Source organism: Arthrobacter sp. efr-133-R2A-120 (genome assembly GCF_030209835.1).
Lineage (GTDB): Bacteria > Actinomycetota > Actinomycetes > Actinomycetales > Micrococcaceae > Arthrobacter.
Genome location: NZ_JARVRF010000049.1, coordinates 82,405 through 98,082 on the forward strand (window position 1 = coordinate 82,405; position 15,678 = coordinate 98,082).

Consider the following 15,678-nt stretch of genomic DNA (forward strand, 5'->3'; position numbering starts at 1 on the left):
GGGGCTGACGGGGGAGAGCGTGCTCACGAGTAGTGCACCTTCCGTTCGACGAACCGCAACTGGAGCACGGTGATGATGAGCAGGATGGCGAAGAGCACTACCGAGATGGCGGCGGAGTATCCGGCGCGGTTGTAGGCTCCGAAGGCCTGCAGATAGGCCTCGTAGATCAGCGTGCTGGTGCCGTTGCCCAGCGGCGTCATGATGCGGATCAGGTCGAACGCTTGAAGCGAGCTGATCATCGTGGTGATCAGCAGGAAGAACGTGGTGGGCGAAAGCAGGGGAACGGAGATGCTCATGAAGCGGCGGAAGCCGTTGGCGCCATCCAGGGAAGCCGCCTCCATGACGTCCTTCGGGAGCGACTGGAGCCCGGCGAGGTAGACGACCGCGCAGTAGCCCAGGTTCTTCCAGACGTAAACGATGATGACCATCACGAGGGAGAGTTGTGGATCGTTGATCCACTGGGGGCTTTGCTGGCCGATGCCCCGGAGCAGCCATGACAGCACGCCGTATCCGGGGTCGAAGATGAACAGCCACACGAGGCCGACGCCTACGCCGCTGAGGACGTAGGGGGCGAAGGCAGCAGAGCGCGCAAAGGTGGTGCCCCGGACCTTCGCGTTCAGGGCCAGGGCCACCAAGAGGCCCAGCACCATGGAACCGCCGACAGTGACGACAGTGAAGATAAGGGTGGTGCCGAGTACTTGGGGGGCGTCGGAACTGGTGAAGAAGGTGACGTAGTTGTCGAGGCCCACAACGGTGGCCGAGGTGGAGCCCAAGGTCCAGTCAAGGGTTGAGTAATACATGTTGTTGATCAGGGGCAGATACGTGAATACCGCGATCAGCGCCAGGTTCGGCAAAGCCAGTGCCAGGAACACAAAGAAGTCGCGTCGGGTTCGGCCGGACCAACGTCCCCGGCGCTGAAGGGCCGGGAGAGCCTGCGCGGGGGCCGCAGGGCTGCCAGTCAGTTGTCTTGTCATGGGAGGTCTCTAACGGTTCGCAGATATCGGGGCGCGCCGGACCCGAACTGTTGGGTCAAGGGGGGCGGCTAGTTTTACCTCACCACACGGAAACACCTGTCAAGTCAAAAAACGGACCGTTCGCGGGATTGTTGGACAAGCCTTCTGCGTTCGTTTACTCGATGTTTCGTGGCGGATAGGGCCGTGTTTACATTCGAGGCACGACTACCGTTTGTGCGGAATCCGCATGCTGTGCTCGTTCAGCGCAGGGGAAAGCTGGGTGGAAGGAGTTCGTGGATGGGGCGCCGGGCGTAATCCGAGGCGGCCAGGGACGCAATGTAGTGGTCCAGGAAATCCTGGGCGCGTTCCCGGTAGTCGCTCGTATCCACGGTGACGATTTCTCCCTTGTCAACGATGGTCCGTCCGGCCACCGCCACCCGCGTGATGTCCCGTCCGTCGGCGTTCATGATCAGGGTGCGGATGGGGTCGGCGTGCGGGCCGATGTGACTGCGAGTCAGGTCCAGGATGAAATAGTCGGCCTGCGCCCCCGGCGCCAGGCGTCCCAGGTCGGAACGGTCGAGCGATTCGGCCGGGTCCAGGGTGGCCGAGCGAAACAAGTCCGCGGCCTGGGCGCTTGTACGGTCCCCCGTGAGGGTCTTGGTCATTCCCATCGCCAGGTCCATGGCCCGGATCATGTTGGGCGGGGCAGAGTCGGTGCCCAGTACGATCCGCACTCCGCGCTCTCGGTAGGAGTCATAGTTGTCGAGCATCCCGCCGTAGTGGGCCATGGGGATGGGACAGAGCAGGACCGACGTTCCGGACTCGGCGAGCAACGCCAGGTCGTCCCCCGCGCCGGCGGCCGCAGGCATGTGAGGATGTCCGGGGATGGTCCACGCGTGGGGAATGTAGGTGCGTTCCGCGAGGAAACCGAGATCGGCCAAATAGGGGAGTGGACGCCGTCCCGTGCGGGCGATCACGGTCTCGACTTCGAAGAGCCCCTGGGCGGCGTGCAGGCGCACCGGAACCTTGAGCTCATCGGCGGCTTGCCGGGTGAGGCGGAGGGTCTGTTCGGTCTGCGTTTCGATCCGGGCGGGTAGCAGGGCCGTCCTGATCAGCCCTTGGGCCCGCCCTTCGTAATCCTGGGCGAAGCGGACAGCTTGATCCAGGCCATCGAGGCCGCGCCGTTCGTCTTCGTGGAGCATCACCCGCTTGCCGTCCGTATAGGGGACCGCGGTGCGGTAGCTCGGCCCCAGGTAGGCCCGGAGGCCGAGGGCCTCCACGGCGGCAGCGGTGTCGGCAAGGTCCTCGTAGTCCTCGCACCATTCGTGATAGCTCTCGGAGGCAATGGGCATGAGCGTGGTGATGCCGTTGCGGACCAATTGCGATAGGGCAAACTCACGTCGGAACCGTGCCCGCTCGCGGGTGAACACGGCTCCGTGGTTCCGTAGGTAGGACTCGGACCAGACGAGGCCCAGGCGCCGATCGGGATCCGGCCACGAATCGAAGAGAGCGTGGTCGATATCGGCCAGGGCGTTCAAGTCGATGAATCCGGGGGAGACGATTGCCTGTCCGGCGTCGACGTCGATGTCCACGACTCCGGGGTAGTCCCGGCCCACGAAGACAATGGTTCCGTCTTCGTGGACCAGTTCCGCGTCGGGCAGGATGCAGTGGTCGCCGTCGGCATAGCCAATGATGAAGGCGGCTTTGATGCGCGTGATCACGGCTCTCCTTGAGGGTGTTGTCGCGGTTCGGAGATCCTAGGTGCCGGTGGAGCCCACGGCCTTGCCCTCCAAATCCGAAGCCTGGTTGTCCAGGATCGCTCCAGCCACCAGCATGGCGTCCTGTGTGGAGCGGTCGCGGATGGCGTCAAAAAGCTCGTCATGGCTATCGTGCTCGGCGTGGGCAGCACGGTTCAGGCCCTCGGGCGATGTCCACGAACCGTCGATGCTCTCCGCGAGGGAACCATAGATGCCGGCCAGGAGCTGGTTGTGCGCGGCGCCCACCACGGCCCGGTGGAAGTCGATGTCTGCCAGCCGGAATCCGTCTTCGTCGTGGGCTTCCGCGGCGGCGCGGCGTCGATCGAGCGCGTCCTGGAGCTTGTCGAGGTCCTCCTGGTCCCGGCGCTGCGCCGCGAGGGCGGCCGCAGGAATGTCAAGGCTGCGGCGGACTTCGATGGCCTCGAGCCTGTCCGCTCCCTGGAGGCCTTTGCGCAAGGCGACTTCTTGCTCGTCCACGGCGGCGACGAAGGTTCCGTCACCTTGACGCGTCACCAGAAGGCCTGCGTGTACCAAGGCGCGGAGGGCTTCCCGGAGGGGTGCCCGGCTGAGGCCCAAGGCCTTTCCAAGCTCCGGCTCGGGGGGAATACGGTCTCCGAGGCCCCATTCGCCCTCCCGGATCCGCAGGCGGATGTCATCGATCGCATCGTCGACGACGCTGCGCCGGCCATTCACCGTCATGGTGCCCTCCTTGCTAGGCATGCTGTTCGCCGATCCACTTCCGTCAACGAAGCGTCTCACATGGTGTTCGAAAAATCTACTCTTTCGTAAGACGTCTTACGAGTGTATCTTGGCCAACATGACCCAGATCACACACCTGCTACCTGATTCACGGGCCGTCGGCACCGGCGAACTGCCCGAGACGCGGCTGGGAGTCCAGTTCACCCGCTACCCGGGCCATGAAGACCGGCCACTGGTCGAATCGCTGCGGGCCGCCTTGGATGATGGCTTCACCCTCGTGGTGCTCAACAGCATCGCGGCGGAACTTTCCGGTGAGGCTCCTGACGAACTGAACGAGGTGGCGGAGGAAGCCCGGCGCGCAGACGTCGAGCTCCAGCTTGGCCTGGGCTGCGCGGGACCGTTCGTTGATCCCGCCAGGATTCGGGCCGGGCTGAACAGGACCCTGGCCCGCGGCCTGGAACTAGGCGTCACTGAGTTCTTTGTTTACACACGATCAGTTCGCGAAGGGGCCGTGGAACAAGGCAGGTTCCTCGACCACCCTGCCCAGCTCCGGCTTATCCGCGCGAACCTGGAGGCACTCGCCCCCGCGGCGCGTGACGCCAAGGTCCGCATCAACGTCAAGACGCACGAAGACTTGGCTTCACCGGAGGTGCAGACGCTTGTCCAGGCATTGGATCCTGCAGTCTTCGGAATCGGATTCGATGTAGCCAACCTGGTGGTTCGGGGAGAAGACCCGGTCGAGGCAGCCCGGGTGCTTGGACCTCAGGTCAGGATGACCCATTTGGAGGACGCGGTCCTGTTCCCTTTGCCGCACGGCTACCGGCGTCGCTTGCGGGCAATCGGCGAGGGGGTCTTCGATTGGGAAGCGATCCTTGGCCACCTGTTCCGTGCCGGGGTACGCGACTTCACCCTGGAACAGCACCGGGGAAAGTTCGACGCTCCGGTTTTCGACCGTTCGTGGTTCACCCACGAACCCCACCTCGACGCCGCGGGGCTGGGCCAGTTGGCCCGGCTCGGTGTTGCGACGCATGACGGAGTGGCGCGCGGGCATATCCCGGCGCTCGCCGATTGGGACGACGAACCCGCCCCTGCCGAGCGCCGTCGCCAACTGCTCCACAGTGCCGCCACTGTGCGGACGATCCTCACATCGATCGGTGCCGGCGTGAAAAAGCTGGCCACGATTCTTTCCGGAGAGGAAGGACTCTCATGACAGCCATTGCCGCCCCACAGATCGTTGTCCCGGCCAGAAGGAGACCCTTCAGGAGCTTCCTTCGGCGGGACAGGGCGTTGACCTTGACCTTGTCGTTCTTGGCCGCCCTTATTGTGGCCACCCTGATTGGCCCCTTGGTCTGGCGCGTCCAGCCCGATGCCATCAACCTCGGCGCCGTCCTTCAGGCTCCCAGCCTGGGACATCCCATGGGCACGGACGACACAGGCCGTGACGTGTTGGCCCGCGTCCTGGCTGGTGGCCGGACATCGATCCTGGCGGGCCTGACCATTGCGTTGATCGGCGCGGTCGCCGGGTGTATCGCGGCCCTTTTGGCGGGATCCATGCGCGGCTGGGTGGACACACTCTTCACGTGGCTGACCAACTCCATCCTCTGCTTCCCGGCCATTCTTCTGGCAATGGCGATCGCGATGGCACTGCAGCCGGGCGTGACGGCGGTGGTCATCGGGCTTTCGCTGCACTCGTTCCCCTGGTACATGCGGACCCTTCGCGGCGAGGTGATGCGCTTGTACGGCCAGGATTTCGTTCGCTCCACCGTCGCACTCGGAGCACACCCCGCCCGCGTGCTGTTCCGCCACGTTTTCCCGCACCTGGTCCCGATCATGATCCTGCAGATGGCCGCCGTCTTCGGCGCGGCGGTGCTCTCCCTGGCTGCCCTCGGCTACCTGGGCCTCGGTGCGCAACCCCCGACGGCCGAATGGGGAGAAATGATCACCGACGGCCAACAATTCTTCCTAACCGGTCAATGGTGGATCGCTGGTTTCCCCGGCCTGGGCCTGCTCCTTGCCGTCAGCCTGACCACCATGATCGCCGACAGGGCCCGGGAAGTCCTGGACCCACGCGGTGAATTTATCCAGGCGAAATGAGGTTTCCCGATGATTAACACCATTTTCAAACGGCTCGGAGTAGCACTGGCCACGGTCTTCGGGGCTTCGATCTTCGCCTTCATCCTCCTTCGCAAGGTTCCCGGCGACCCGGCCCGGGCCATTGCCGGCGATGCGGCCACCGACGACGCCATCGCCGCGCTGCGCAAGTCGATGGGACTGGATGACAACCTGTTCGTCCAGTACGGCAACTACATGGGCTCGCTCCTCCGCGGCGACTTCGGTTTCTCGTACAGCACCGGCAACAGCGTGGGCAGCCTCCTTGCCCAACGGCTGCCGGCGACCGTCGAACTGGGGCTGCTGTCGGTCATCATTGCCATTGTGGCGGCGGTCCTCGCCGCGAGCATCTCGGTCTACTCACGACGCCGCTGGCCGGACCGGCTTCTTCGAATCGCTTCCTCCCTGGCCATGGGATCGCCACCCTTCTGGATCGCCCTTCTTGCCTTGCTGGTTCTCTCGATCCAGCTCGGGATATTCCCGGGTCCCGAGGGCCGACTGTCACCAGGGACCCTCCGTCCGCCGAACGTCACCGGCATGTTTACCGTGGACGCCCTGCTTGCGGGACAGTGGGGAACTTTCGTCAATGCGGGCTGGCACCTGATTCTGCCCGCGATAATTATCGCCCTGGGTCCGTTCGCCTTCCTCAGCCGGCTGTACCGGAACCAGCTCCGCGGCACGCTGCGCGAAACTTTCGTCACCGTCGCCCAGAGCCATGGCTTGCGCAGGTTCCCGGTCTATTCCCGCCACGTGGCTCCGCACGGGCTGTTGGCACTGTTACCGGCTGCTTCGCTGTTGTTCGCCGATCTCCTGGCGGGAAGCCTGCTGGTCGAGAAAGTGTTCGGGTGGCCGGGCATCGGTTCTATGACCGCAGACGCCATCATCCAGAAGGACTTTGCCGTGGTCCAGGCGGTGCTCCTGCTGGCCGCCATCCTCTACGTGGTGGTCAGCCTTGCCGCGGACCTCATCATGACCGCGGCAGATCCCCGCACCCGAGTAGGAGCCCGCTAATGTCGCACACCAACGCACTTCCTTTTTCTTCCCGGAGCATGGCCCGCGACGTGATCACGGACCAGGCGCCCGTACTGAGCGTCAACGGACTAACCACCAACTTCGATACAGCCTCGGGAACCGTCCACGCGGTGCGGGAGGTATCGTTCGACCTCTACAAGCGGCAGAGATTGGCGATCGTCGGTGAATCGGGCTCCGGGAAATCCGCCCTCGCCATGTCCCTCGTGGGGCTCGTTCCGGCACCGGGACGCATTGTCGGCGGCAGCGTCAAGCTCAACGGGACAGAGCTCGTGGGCCTTGACGACGCCGGGATCTCCAAGATCCGGGGCCGCGACATCGGCTTGGTGTTCCAAGACCCGATGGCTGCCCTCGATCCCCTCAAGACCATCGGAACCCAGTTCGTGGAAACCATCCGGGTGCACCAGGACGTGTCCGCCAAGGTGGCCCGGCGGATGGCCTGCGAACTCCTCGCCGAAGTGGGCGTCAACGATCCCGAACGGAGGATCGCCGACTACCCACACCAGTACTCCGGGGGCATGAGGCAGCGCGTGCTCATTGCCATGGCCATCGCGAACGACCCCGCCGTGGTCATCGCCGACGAACCCACCACGGCCCTGGACGTCACCACGCAGGCGCAAGTCCTCGACCTCCTGGCCAAGATCTGCGACGAACGCGGCAATGCGCTGGTGATGATCACCCACAACCTGGGGATCGTGGAAGAACTCTGCGACAGCGTCAACGTCATGTATGCGGGACGGTTCGTCGAATCCAGCAGCACCCGGTCCCTTTTCGGCTCGCCGGCGCACCCCTACTCGAAGGCGCTCCTCGACTGTGTCATCGACCCCGCCACTGCCAAGCGTGGAGCGTTGCCGGCCATCCCCGGCTCGCCCCCGGACCTTTCCGTGGATGAGCCCGGATGCCCCTTTGTGTCCCGATGCCCGATCGGCCGGGACGAACTACGGTGCGCAACTGAACGGCCCGAGGCACGCGCCTTGGCGGGCGGCGCCGTCGTCCGCTGCCATTTCGCAAGCGACACTCCAGGAGATGCAGCATGAGCAACGCAGCCACAGCCCCGCTCTTGCGGGTGGAGAACCTCAATAAGTCCTACGGCAGGGGCGTCGGTTCCCGGAACCGGACACAGATCCTGCGGGATGTCTCCTTCGAACTGCGCCGCGGACAAACACTGGGGCTCGTGGGGGAATCGGGCAGCGGCAAGTCCACCACGGCTGCGTGCGTCATGGGCCTGACCGCAGTAGACAGCGGACTGATCGAGTTCGACGGCGTCGACCTCACGTCCCTGTCGAAGCGGGAGATGCGGCGGATGCGCAAGCGTATCCAGATGGTGTTCCAGGACCCCAACGGATCCCTCGACCCCCGCTTCACAGTTGCCGACCTCGTGGAAGAGCCGTTGGTCATCCACGGCGTCTCGGACCCGGCGGAGCGCTCGCGCCGGGTCGAGGAAGTGCTTGACCGCGTGGGGATCACCCTCAAGCAGGCGCAACGCTATCCGTTCGCGTTCTCCGGCGGTCAACGCCAGCGGATCGCGATTGCCAGGGCACTGGTCCTCAATCCGGACCTCGTGGTCTTGGACGAACCCGTGAGCGCGCTGGACGTCTCCATCCAGGCCCAGGTCCTCAACCTCCTGAGCGACCTCCAGGATGAGCTCGGGTTGACCTATTTGTTCATCGTCCATGACCTGGCGGTGGCGCGGCTCATGAGCCATCACATCGCCGTCATGAATTCGGGACAGATCGTCGAAGCCGGAACTTCAGCGGACGTCTTCGACAACACCACCCATCCCTATACCCGTGCGTTGCTTGACGCGGTGCCGGGCGCTCGCCGTCGGGCAAATGCGCTTGCGGCGGCCGGGACGGCCGTAGCCATGGAAGGAAAGTGAAATGAGGACCCTGCCCTCCCTGCGCACCCTGACGAAGAGGACGACGGCGTTCCTCGCCGCCGCGGGCCTGCTCGCTCTGGCGGGCTGTGCCAGTCCGGCTGCTTCGTCCGCCCCGAGCAGCCGGCCCTTCACCGTGAACTGGGCCACGACGCTGACCAACATCGATCCGGCGTTCGTCTGCGCGGGCAATGAGAACAGCTTTGCTAGCAACTTTTACGCCCGGCTGGTCAAGCTCGACGAGGATCAACAGCCCGACGGCACGCTCGTGGCCAACACTGACCCTGCCCGCGTCAAAGGGGACTTGGCCACATCCTGGACGGTTTCCCCCGACGGGAAGGCCTACACGTTCTCCTTGCATCCGGGAGCCAAATTCGCGAACGGCAACCCTCTGGACGCCGAGGCCGTCCGGTACTCGATCATGCGGAACCTCACCATCGGAGGGTGCGGATCCCTTGGCCTGCAGATCGGCCTGACGGACCCGCCCCTGATTAGCAGCGTCGTCGTGGTGAACCCAAAGACTGTCCGGCTCCAGCTATCACGTGCATACCCCGCGATCCTGGTGACGTTGGCGCAGAGCCGCGGGTCGATCTATGACCCGAAAGTCATCAAGGAACATGGCGAGGACAAGAAAGGCGTGCCGAATCAATGGTTGGCCGCGCACACAGCCAGCAGTAGCGGCCCCTACGTTCTGGACGAGTACGTGGCCAACAACTACGCGGTCCTCAAGCGCAATCCGAACTACTACGGCCAAGCCGCCAAGGAACCGGTGGTCCGCGTCAACTTCATCACCTCGATCCCGACCCTGATGCTGCAGGCCCGCCGTGGAGAGGCGGATGTGACCCTGGGGCTGCCACCCTACGTGGTCCACGAATTAAGCCAGAACGACTGCTGCACGGTCACCGCGGCCCCGGCATTTGCTCCGGTCACGGTGTCATTCGACAACTCCTCCGGCGTGACGTCGAATCCAAAATTGCGGGAGGCGCTGACGTACGCGGTCCCATACGAACAAATCAAGGCCAGCGTGGCTTACGGATACGCGGACAGCTACTACGGCCCCTTCGTTCCAGGAACACCCGGCTTCGACCCGCAACGCTCGGCAGCGCGCCCGCTCGACAAGGACAGGGCCCGGGCCTTGGTCAAGGAGTCGGGCCTGGTGAATCCCCAGATCGACCTCATGATCAACCCGACATCGCCAGGGGTCTCCACGCTTGCGACGATCCTGAAAGCCTCGTGGGAAGACATAGGGGTCACGGTCAACATCGACTCGCAGACGCCCACGGCCTTCGCCACGAAGTTCAACACGGGCAAATACCAGTCTGCGCTGCTTTTCGAGAGCGCCGGTGCGGTGGCTGCCTACGAACTCCGCAAGAAGATGACCTGTGGCAGCAGCTTCAACAACCAGCACATCTGCATTCCAGGCACGCCGGATCTCATGAAGAAGCTCGACAACGCCCCGGATCTCCAGGCGCAGCAGCCGTACATCAATGCCCTGGTGGACGCGTGGCGGGCCAGTTCGCCCACCATCATCCTCTACCGTGCGCAGTTCACGGCGGTGCTGGCCCACTCGGTAAAGGCCTTTGACTACGCCTCGTCAACCACTTTCTACAACTGGGGACGCTAGGGGCGACCTCTCTGGGTACCGCTCGGGGCTCCGGAGAGCACCCGCGGCGGACAAGACAAACACGAAGAACTAGCTAAGGACGCGAAAATGCGAATTGGTGTCGATGGAAGCAAAATCCCCCACGAAGCGGACGACTCGGCGATCCGTATCCTTGAGCGGGCGCATGGTATCGGGATGGAAGGGGTGTATTTCCGTAGCGTCATGGACGTCTCCCCAACCCTGGACCGCGGCTTGCTCGCAGAAGTCCGGGACTGCGCGGATTCACTCAACCTGTACCTCCAGATGGGTCTGGCCAAGGTCAACCCGTACGCGACGGCCGAAGCGCCCCAGGTCCGCAGGCTCGGCGACGGCGACTACACGCGCGGCATGATCAAGATGATCGAGGCCGCGCACGAAGCCGCCGGCGTGACCGACTTGTGGGTGGCGTGTGCCAACTACCAGCGCGGCATGCCGGGCTACTACGTTTTCGACCGCTTCCGGACCGACGCGCCGTGGGCAGACCAGCTCGTGGCGATCGAGAAGTTCCTGCGGCTGCTTGCGCCGGTGGCCCGGGACCACGGCGTGCACATGAACATCGAGACCCACGAAGAGATCACGAGCTACGAAATCGTCCGCTTGGTGGAAGCCGTGGGGCCGGACGTCCTCGGGGTCACCTTCGACACGGCCAACGTGGTGGTGCGCGGGGAAGACCCTGTGGCCGCTGCGCGTCGCGTGGCACCGTACACCCGGGCCACGCACTTGCGGGACTTTGTCCTGGGCGAACAAGACGGCGTGTTCGGGCGGGTCTTCGCACCGATCGGCCAGGGCTCGATCGATTGGGATGCGGTTCTCGGCATCCTGCGCGCCGAAAACCCGGACCTGCCGCTCTCCATCGAGAACGCAGGCCCCACCCTGCACTTGCCGATCGGCATCGACGATCCTGAATGGATTGCCATGCACCCTGACCTGGACCCCGAAGAGGTGGCCAGCATCCGGAACATGGCTGCGGACTACGCGGAACGCGCGGAACGGGGCGACGCGCCGCGGCTCGGCGACTTGCGCGCCGCCCCGTACGACGGCGCGCACTTCATCGACGTCTCGGCGAAAGCCTTGAGGGACGCGCTGTCCCGGATCGGAGCAGCGGTGTAGGCACGACTGCACCGTTCACACCCAACTGGCTCGCAGTTGTTGTCGTTATGAGCCGCCATAACGACAACAACTGCGAGCTACTTGGGTGGGGAGGAGCAGAATAGGCCCATGACTTCCAAGATCACTGATGTGCCAGGAATCCGGGTGGGACATGTCCAGCGGATCGGCGGTGGCTGGCTGAGCGGGGTGACCGTTGTCCTTCCGCCGCCGGGGACGGTGGGATCGGTGGATGTGCGTGGCGGCGGCCCCGGCACGCACGAGACGGACGCCCTCGACCCCACCACGCTGGTGCCCACGGTCGACGCCGTTGTGCTCACCGGCGGTAGCGCCTTCGGTTTGGTCACGGCCCACGGCGCCCAGCGATGGTGCGAAGAACAAGGGCGCGGTTTCGCCGTGACCGGGGGAGTAGTACCGATCGTCCCGGCCGCCGCGATCTTCGACCTGGGTCGCGGCGGTGACTTCGCAGCCCGCCCCGACGAAGCCATGGGTTACGAAGCCGCCGGTGCGGCTGCGGCGTCAAGCGAGCACGCCGACGTCGTGCGCGGAAACGTCGGTGCCGGTACCGGTGCCGTGATTGGGCGCGGCGCGTTCAAAGGGGGAGTTGGCACCTCGTCCATCACCCTGGACAGCGGCGTGGTGGTGGGTGCGCTCGCAGTGGTCAACGCTCTGGGAATGCCTTTCGGCACATCGTCCCGTCGGACGGAATCCGGCAGCTCCGAACCGGCGGGGCCTCCGGCGCTGAACACCACGCTCGTCGTCGTCGCCACCAACGCGGTCCTCGACCCGGCCGAATGCAAGCGCACCGCGAGTGCCGCACACGCCGGCCTCGCCCGGGCGCTGAGTCCTTCCCATACGCTCGCCGACGGCGACACCGTGTTCGCGCTGGCGACCGGCGCCGTCGGGCTTGACCGCAGTTCGGAACAAGCAAGGCAGGTGTCGCTCATCACCCTGCAAAGCGCAGCGGCAGACGCCGTCCGCCTGGCTGTCCTCGACGGTGTCGCGGCCGCGGAATCCATCACGACGGCGGCAAGCACCTTCCCTGCCTACGGCGCGGTTTAGCGGGATCCAAGGCAGTTCCCCGGCCAGGGGAAGGGTGACACCGTGCCGGTGTCTGCGCTAGCATGGGCGGATTTAACTTTCGCGCCGTCTTGGCGTAGAGTTGTCTGTTGGTTGTCTGCACAGCCACGCCCATTTAACAGGTCGCGAGTCCTGCTTCGTGGAGTGGCAGGAGCCGGACGGCCAAACAAACAAAAAACGTCCGCAGATTTTCCGGTGCCTAACCGGAGGGCTGCGGCAAACAACAGTTAGCGGAGGATATGGCCAAGAAGGACGGGGTCATTGAGATCGAGGGCGTTGTGACTGAGGCGCTGCCCAATGCGATGTTTCGCGTTGAGCTCACCAACAAGCACATCGTTCTTGCACACATCTCGGGGAAGATGCGACAGCACTACATCAGGATTCTCCCTGAGGACCGCGTAGTGGTGGAGCTGAGCCCTTACGACCTCACACGTGGTCGCATCGTCTACCGCTACAAGTAATTGCTGGGCGGCAGCCTCGGGAAACCCGGGTATAGCCGTTTCAGCCGACCAACTGCAACACGCAAAGGAACGCCATGAAGGTCAAGCCGAGCGTTAAGCAGATCTGCGACAAGTGCAAAGTGATCCGCCGTAATGGCCGGGTCATGGTGATCTGCGAGAACCCGCGCCACAAGCAGCGCCAGGGCTAATTCCCCGCAAGGGAACTAGCGCCCGCGAGGGCAACCTGGGTTGCTAACCCACGCAAGTAAATAAAGGCAGCACAAGCTGAATTGGGACGTATGGAGCCCGGACAGCTAACCCCCGGTCGGAGGCTGGGGCCGCACTGAAAGTGCGGGTGTACTGCCTACGACCTCCGGTTTATTCAAGGAGTACTGCCACTATGGCTCGTCTCGCTGGCGTAGACATTCCCCGCGAAAAGCGGTTGGAAATTGCGCTTACTTACATCTACGGCGTGGGCAAGACCCGTGCACACGAAACCCTGGCTGCCACCGGCATCAGCGCTGACGTTCGCGTCAAGGACCTGACTGACGCCGAGCTGGTCCAGCTGCGTGACTACATTGAAGGCAACTACAAGGTTGAGGGTGACCTTCGCCGCGAAGTAGCAGCAGATATCCGCCGCAAGGTTGAAATCGGCAGCTACGAAGGCCTGCGTCACCGCAAGGGCCTGCCCGTACGCGGTCAGCGTACGAAGACCAACGCTCGTACCCGCAAGGGCCCGAAGCGTACCGTCGCCGGCAAGAAGAAGGCCGGCCGCTAGAAATAGCGCCGACTTTCCCCCGATAACTTTCTGTAGGAGAAATAATGCCCCCGAAGACTCGTGGCGCGGTTCGCAAGCCGCGTAAGAAGGACAAGAAGAATATCGCGCTTGGCCAAGCGCACATCAAGAGCACCTTTAACAACACCATCGTGTCCATCACGGACCCGAACGGTGCTGTAATCTCCTGGGCTTCCGCCGGTGAGGTTGGATTCAAGGGCTCCCGCAAGTCCACCCCGTTCGCCGCCCAGATGGCTGCTGAGGCCGCTGCAAAGCGTGCCCAGGAGCACGGTCTGCGCAAGGTTGACGTGTTCGTCAAGGGACCGGGATCCGGACGCGAGACCGCAATCCGTTCGCTGCAGGCCGCTGGCCTCGAGGTTGGCTCCATCCAGGACGTCACCCCCAGCGCCCACAACGGTTGCCGCCCGCCGAAGCGCCGCCGCGTCTAATTGGATTCTTGGCCTTTGCCGGCCGGGTTCGCCACGGAACAGTCTGACTGTTTCGTGGCGCCCCGGCCGGCAAAGCCGGAACCAAGCCGATTTCCACCACCTGTGTTGCGTCATATAGCGGATGCTCGCCGAAAGGAAACCTAAGTGCTTATTGCACAGCGCCCCACTCTGTCTGAAGAAGTAGTCTCCGAGAACCGCTCGCGTTTCATCATTGAACCGCTGGAACCGGGCTTCGGTTACACCCTCGGAAACTCCCTCCGCCGTACCCTGCTCTCCTCCATCCCCGGTGCCGCTGTAACCAGCATCCGGATCGATGGCGTGCTGCACGAGTTCACCACGGTTCCGGGTGTCAAGGAAGATGTCACTGAGATCATCCTGAACATCAAGAACCTCTCCGTGTCCTCCGAGCACGATGAGCCGGTTGTTGCATACCTGCGCAAGCAGGGCCCCGGAGTCGTCACCGCCGCGGACATCGCTCCGCCGGCCGGCGTCGAATTCCACAACCCGGATCTGCACATTGCCACGCTGAACTCGAAGGGCAAGTTCGAACTCGAACTGACCATCGAACGCGGCCGCGGCTACGTTTCGGCAGCTCAGAACAAGTCCGGCGACTCCGAGATCGGCCGTATCCCGGTCGACTCGATCTACTCGCCGGTCTTGAAGGTTACCTTCCGCGTGGAAGCTACCCGTGTTGAGCAGCGCACTGACTTCGACAAGCTGATTGTCGACGTCGAGACCAAGCAGGCTATCGCCCCGCGCGACGCTGTTGCTTCGGCAGGCACCACCCTGGTGGAACTGTTCGGTCTTGCACGTGAGCTGAACACCGCAGCTGAAGGTATCGAGATTGGCCCGTCGCCGACGGATGCTGCCCTGGCAGCTGACATGGCACTGCCGATCGAGGATCTGGACCTCACCGTCCGTTCCTACAACTGCCTCAAGCGTGAGGGCATCCACACCGTGGGTGAACTCGTTGCCCGCTCCGAGGCTGACCTGATGGACATCCGTAACTTCGGTGCGAAGTCCATCGACGAGGTCAAGGCAAAGCTGGTTGAACTGGGTCTGTCCCTCAAGGATTCCCCTCCCGGTTTCGATCTTGCAGCCCGCGCCGCAGCCATCGAAGAGGACGACGCCGCGTTCAGCGACGACGAGCTCTAACAAGCAGATCTTGGCCACCGAGTCCACGTTCGGACCCGGACGGCCTTCATTACAGGAGAAATTACTATGCCTACCCCCACTAAGGGTCCGCGCCTCGGAGGCGGTCCGGCTCACGAGCGCCTGATGCTCGCGAACCTGGCAGCATCGCTGTTCGAGCACAAGCGCATCACCACCACGGTCACCAAGGCCAAGCGCCTGAAGCCGTACGCAGAGCGCCTCGTGACCTTCGCCAAGCGCGGCGACCTGTCCTCCCGCCGTCGCGTGCTCGGCCTGATCAGCGACAAGGGCATCGTCCACGAGCTGTTCACCGACATCGCCGGCGCCGTTGCCAACCGCGATGGTGGCTACACCCGCATCACCAAGATCGGCAACCGCAAGGGCGACAACGCTCCCATGGCTGTCATCGAGCTGGTTCTTGAGCCGGTTTCCCCGAAGCAGGCTGTAGTTGCCGAGGCAACTGCTGCTGCCAAGAAGGACGCTGAGAAGGCTGCTCCGGTTGCTGAGGAAGAGGTCGTTGAGGCTGAAGCCGCAGAGACCGAAGCCGAGGCTCCTGAAGCTGAAGCTGCTGAAACCGAAGAGGCTCCGGCCGCTGAGGAAAAGAAGTAAT

General features: G+C 63.9%; 17 protein-coding genes. 14 read left to right on the plus strand and 3 right to left on the minus strand.

Annotated features, from left to right (window positions below):
• Positions 1 to 23 precede the first annotated feature (23 nt).
• The 3 genes from QRN52_RS19555 to QRN52_RS19565 form a co-directional block, all read right to left on the minus strand.
• The gene (locus QRN52_RS19555) at positions 24 to 974 is read right to left on the minus strand and encodes a carbohydrate ABC transporter permease (RefSeq protein ID WP_284755155.1); all 951 of its coding nucleotides are present in this window, start codon (positions 972 to 974) and stop codon (positions 24 to 26) included.
• A gap of 239 nt (positions 975 to 1,213) precedes the next feature.
• Complete coding sequence (locus QRN52_RS19560; protein ID WP_284755157.1) at positions 1,214 to 2,674, minus strand: chlorohydrolase family protein; 1,461 nt, start codon at positions 2,672 to 2,674, stop codon at positions 1,214 to 1,216.
• Positions 2,675 to 2,710: 36 nt separating this feature from the next.
• Positions 2,711 to 3,409, minus strand: coding sequence for a FadR/GntR family transcriptional regulator (locus tag QRN52_RS19565; protein WP_284755158.1), 699 nt, complete (start codon positions 3,407 to 3,409; stop codon positions 2,711 to 2,713).
• A 118-nt stretch (positions 3,410 to 3,527) separates the two neighbouring features.
• Between QRN52_RS19565 and QRN52_RS19570 the strand changes: the two genes are divergently transcribed.
• The 14 genes from QRN52_RS19570 (at position 3,528) to rplQ (ending at position 15,677) form a co-directional block, all read left to right on the plus strand.
• A complete protein-coding gene (locus tag QRN52_RS19570) occupies positions 3,528 to 4,619 on the plus strand; it encodes a sugar phosphate isomerase/epimerase family protein (protein ID WP_284755159.1) in 1,092 nt (363 codons plus the stop codon).
• Positions 4,616 to 5,503, plus strand: coding sequence for an ABC transporter permease (locus QRN52_RS19575; RefSeq protein ID WP_284755160.1), 888 nt, complete (start codon positions 4,616 to 4,618; stop codon positions 5,501 to 5,503). The genes QRN52_RS19570 and QRN52_RS19575 overlap by 4 nt, the downstream gene beginning before the upstream one ends.
• A 9-nt stretch (positions 5,504 to 5,512) precedes the next feature.
• Positions 5,513 to 6,529 (plus strand): ABC transporter permease, encoded by a 1,017-nt coding sequence (locus QRN52_RS19580; protein WP_284755161.1) that lies wholly within the window; start codon positions 5,513 to 5,515, stop codon positions 6,527 to 6,529.
• Positions 6,529 to 7,584, plus strand: coding sequence for an ABC transporter ATP-binding protein (locus QRN52_RS19585; protein WP_284755162.1), 1,056 nt, complete (start codon positions 6,529 to 6,531; stop codon positions 7,582 to 7,584). The genes QRN52_RS19580 and QRN52_RS19585 overlap by 1 nt, the downstream gene beginning before the upstream one ends.
• Positions 7,581 to 8,426 carry an ATP-binding cassette domain-containing protein gene (locus QRN52_RS19590; protein ID WP_284755164.1) on the plus strand — a complete coding sequence of 282 codons (846 nt, stop codon included), beginning with the start codon at positions 7,581 to 7,583 and terminating at the stop codon, positions 8,424 to 8,426. The genes QRN52_RS19585 and QRN52_RS19590 overlap by 4 nt, the downstream gene beginning before the upstream one ends.
• Position 8,427: 1 nt before the next feature.
• Entirely contained in the window at positions 8,428 to 10,047 is a 1,620-nt protein-coding gene (locus QRN52_RS19595) for an ABC transporter substrate-binding protein (protein ID WP_284755165.1), read from the plus strand.
• An 87-nt stretch (positions 10,048 to 10,134) separates the two neighbouring features.
• Positions 10,135 to 11,175 carry a sugar phosphate isomerase/epimerase family protein gene (locus tag QRN52_RS19600; protein ID WP_284755166.1) on the plus strand — a complete coding sequence of 347 codons (1,041 nt, stop codon included), beginning with the start codon at positions 10,135 to 10,137 and terminating at the stop codon, positions 11,173 to 11,175.
• Positions 11,176 to 11,283: 108 nt separating this feature from the next.
• Positions 11,284 to 12,234 (plus strand): P1 family peptidase, encoded by a 951-nt coding sequence (locus QRN52_RS19605; RefSeq protein WP_284755167.1) that lies wholly within the window; start codon positions 11,284 to 11,286, stop codon positions 12,232 to 12,234.
• Positions 12,235 to 12,491: 257 nt separating this feature from the next.
• Positions 12,492 to 12,713 (plus strand): translation initiation factor IF-1, encoded by a 222-nt coding sequence (infA, locus tag QRN52_RS19610; protein ID WP_009358723.1) that lies wholly within the window; start codon positions 12,492 to 12,494, stop codon positions 12,711 to 12,713.
• A 74-nt stretch (positions 12,714 to 12,787) separates the two neighbouring features.
• Entirely contained in the window at positions 12,788 to 12,901 is a 114-nt protein-coding gene (gene rpmJ / locus QRN52_RS19615; RefSeq protein ID WP_011775570.1) for a 50S ribosomal protein L36, read from the plus strand.
• Positions 12,902 to 13,092: 191 nt separating this feature from the next.
• On the plus strand, positions 13,093 to 13,470 hold the full coding sequence (gene rpsM / locus QRN52_RS19620) for a 30S ribosomal protein S13 (protein ID WP_011775569.1): 378 nt from the start codon (positions 13,093 to 13,095) through the stop codon (positions 13,468 to 13,470).
• Between the two features lie 44 nt (positions 13,471 to 13,514).
• Positions 13,515 to 13,916 (plus strand): 30S ribosomal protein S11, encoded by a 402-nt coding sequence (gene rpsK / locus QRN52_RS19625; RefSeq protein ID WP_028265083.1) that lies wholly within the window; start codon positions 13,515 to 13,517, stop codon positions 13,914 to 13,916.
• Between the two features lie 144 nt (positions 13,917 to 14,060).
• The gene (locus QRN52_RS19630; protein WP_011692778.1) at positions 14,061 to 15,071 is read left to right on the plus strand and encodes a DNA-directed RNA polymerase subunit alpha; all 1,011 of its coding nucleotides are present in this window, start codon (positions 14,061 to 14,063) and stop codon (positions 15,069 to 15,071) included.
• A gap of 66 nt (positions 15,072 to 15,137) precedes the next feature.
• Positions 15,138 to 15,677 (plus strand): 50S ribosomal protein L17, encoded by a 540-nt coding sequence (gene rplQ, locus QRN52_RS19635; protein ID WP_284755175.1) that lies wholly within the window; start codon positions 15,138 to 15,140, stop codon positions 15,675 to 15,677.
• Position 15,678 lies beyond the last annotated feature (1 nt).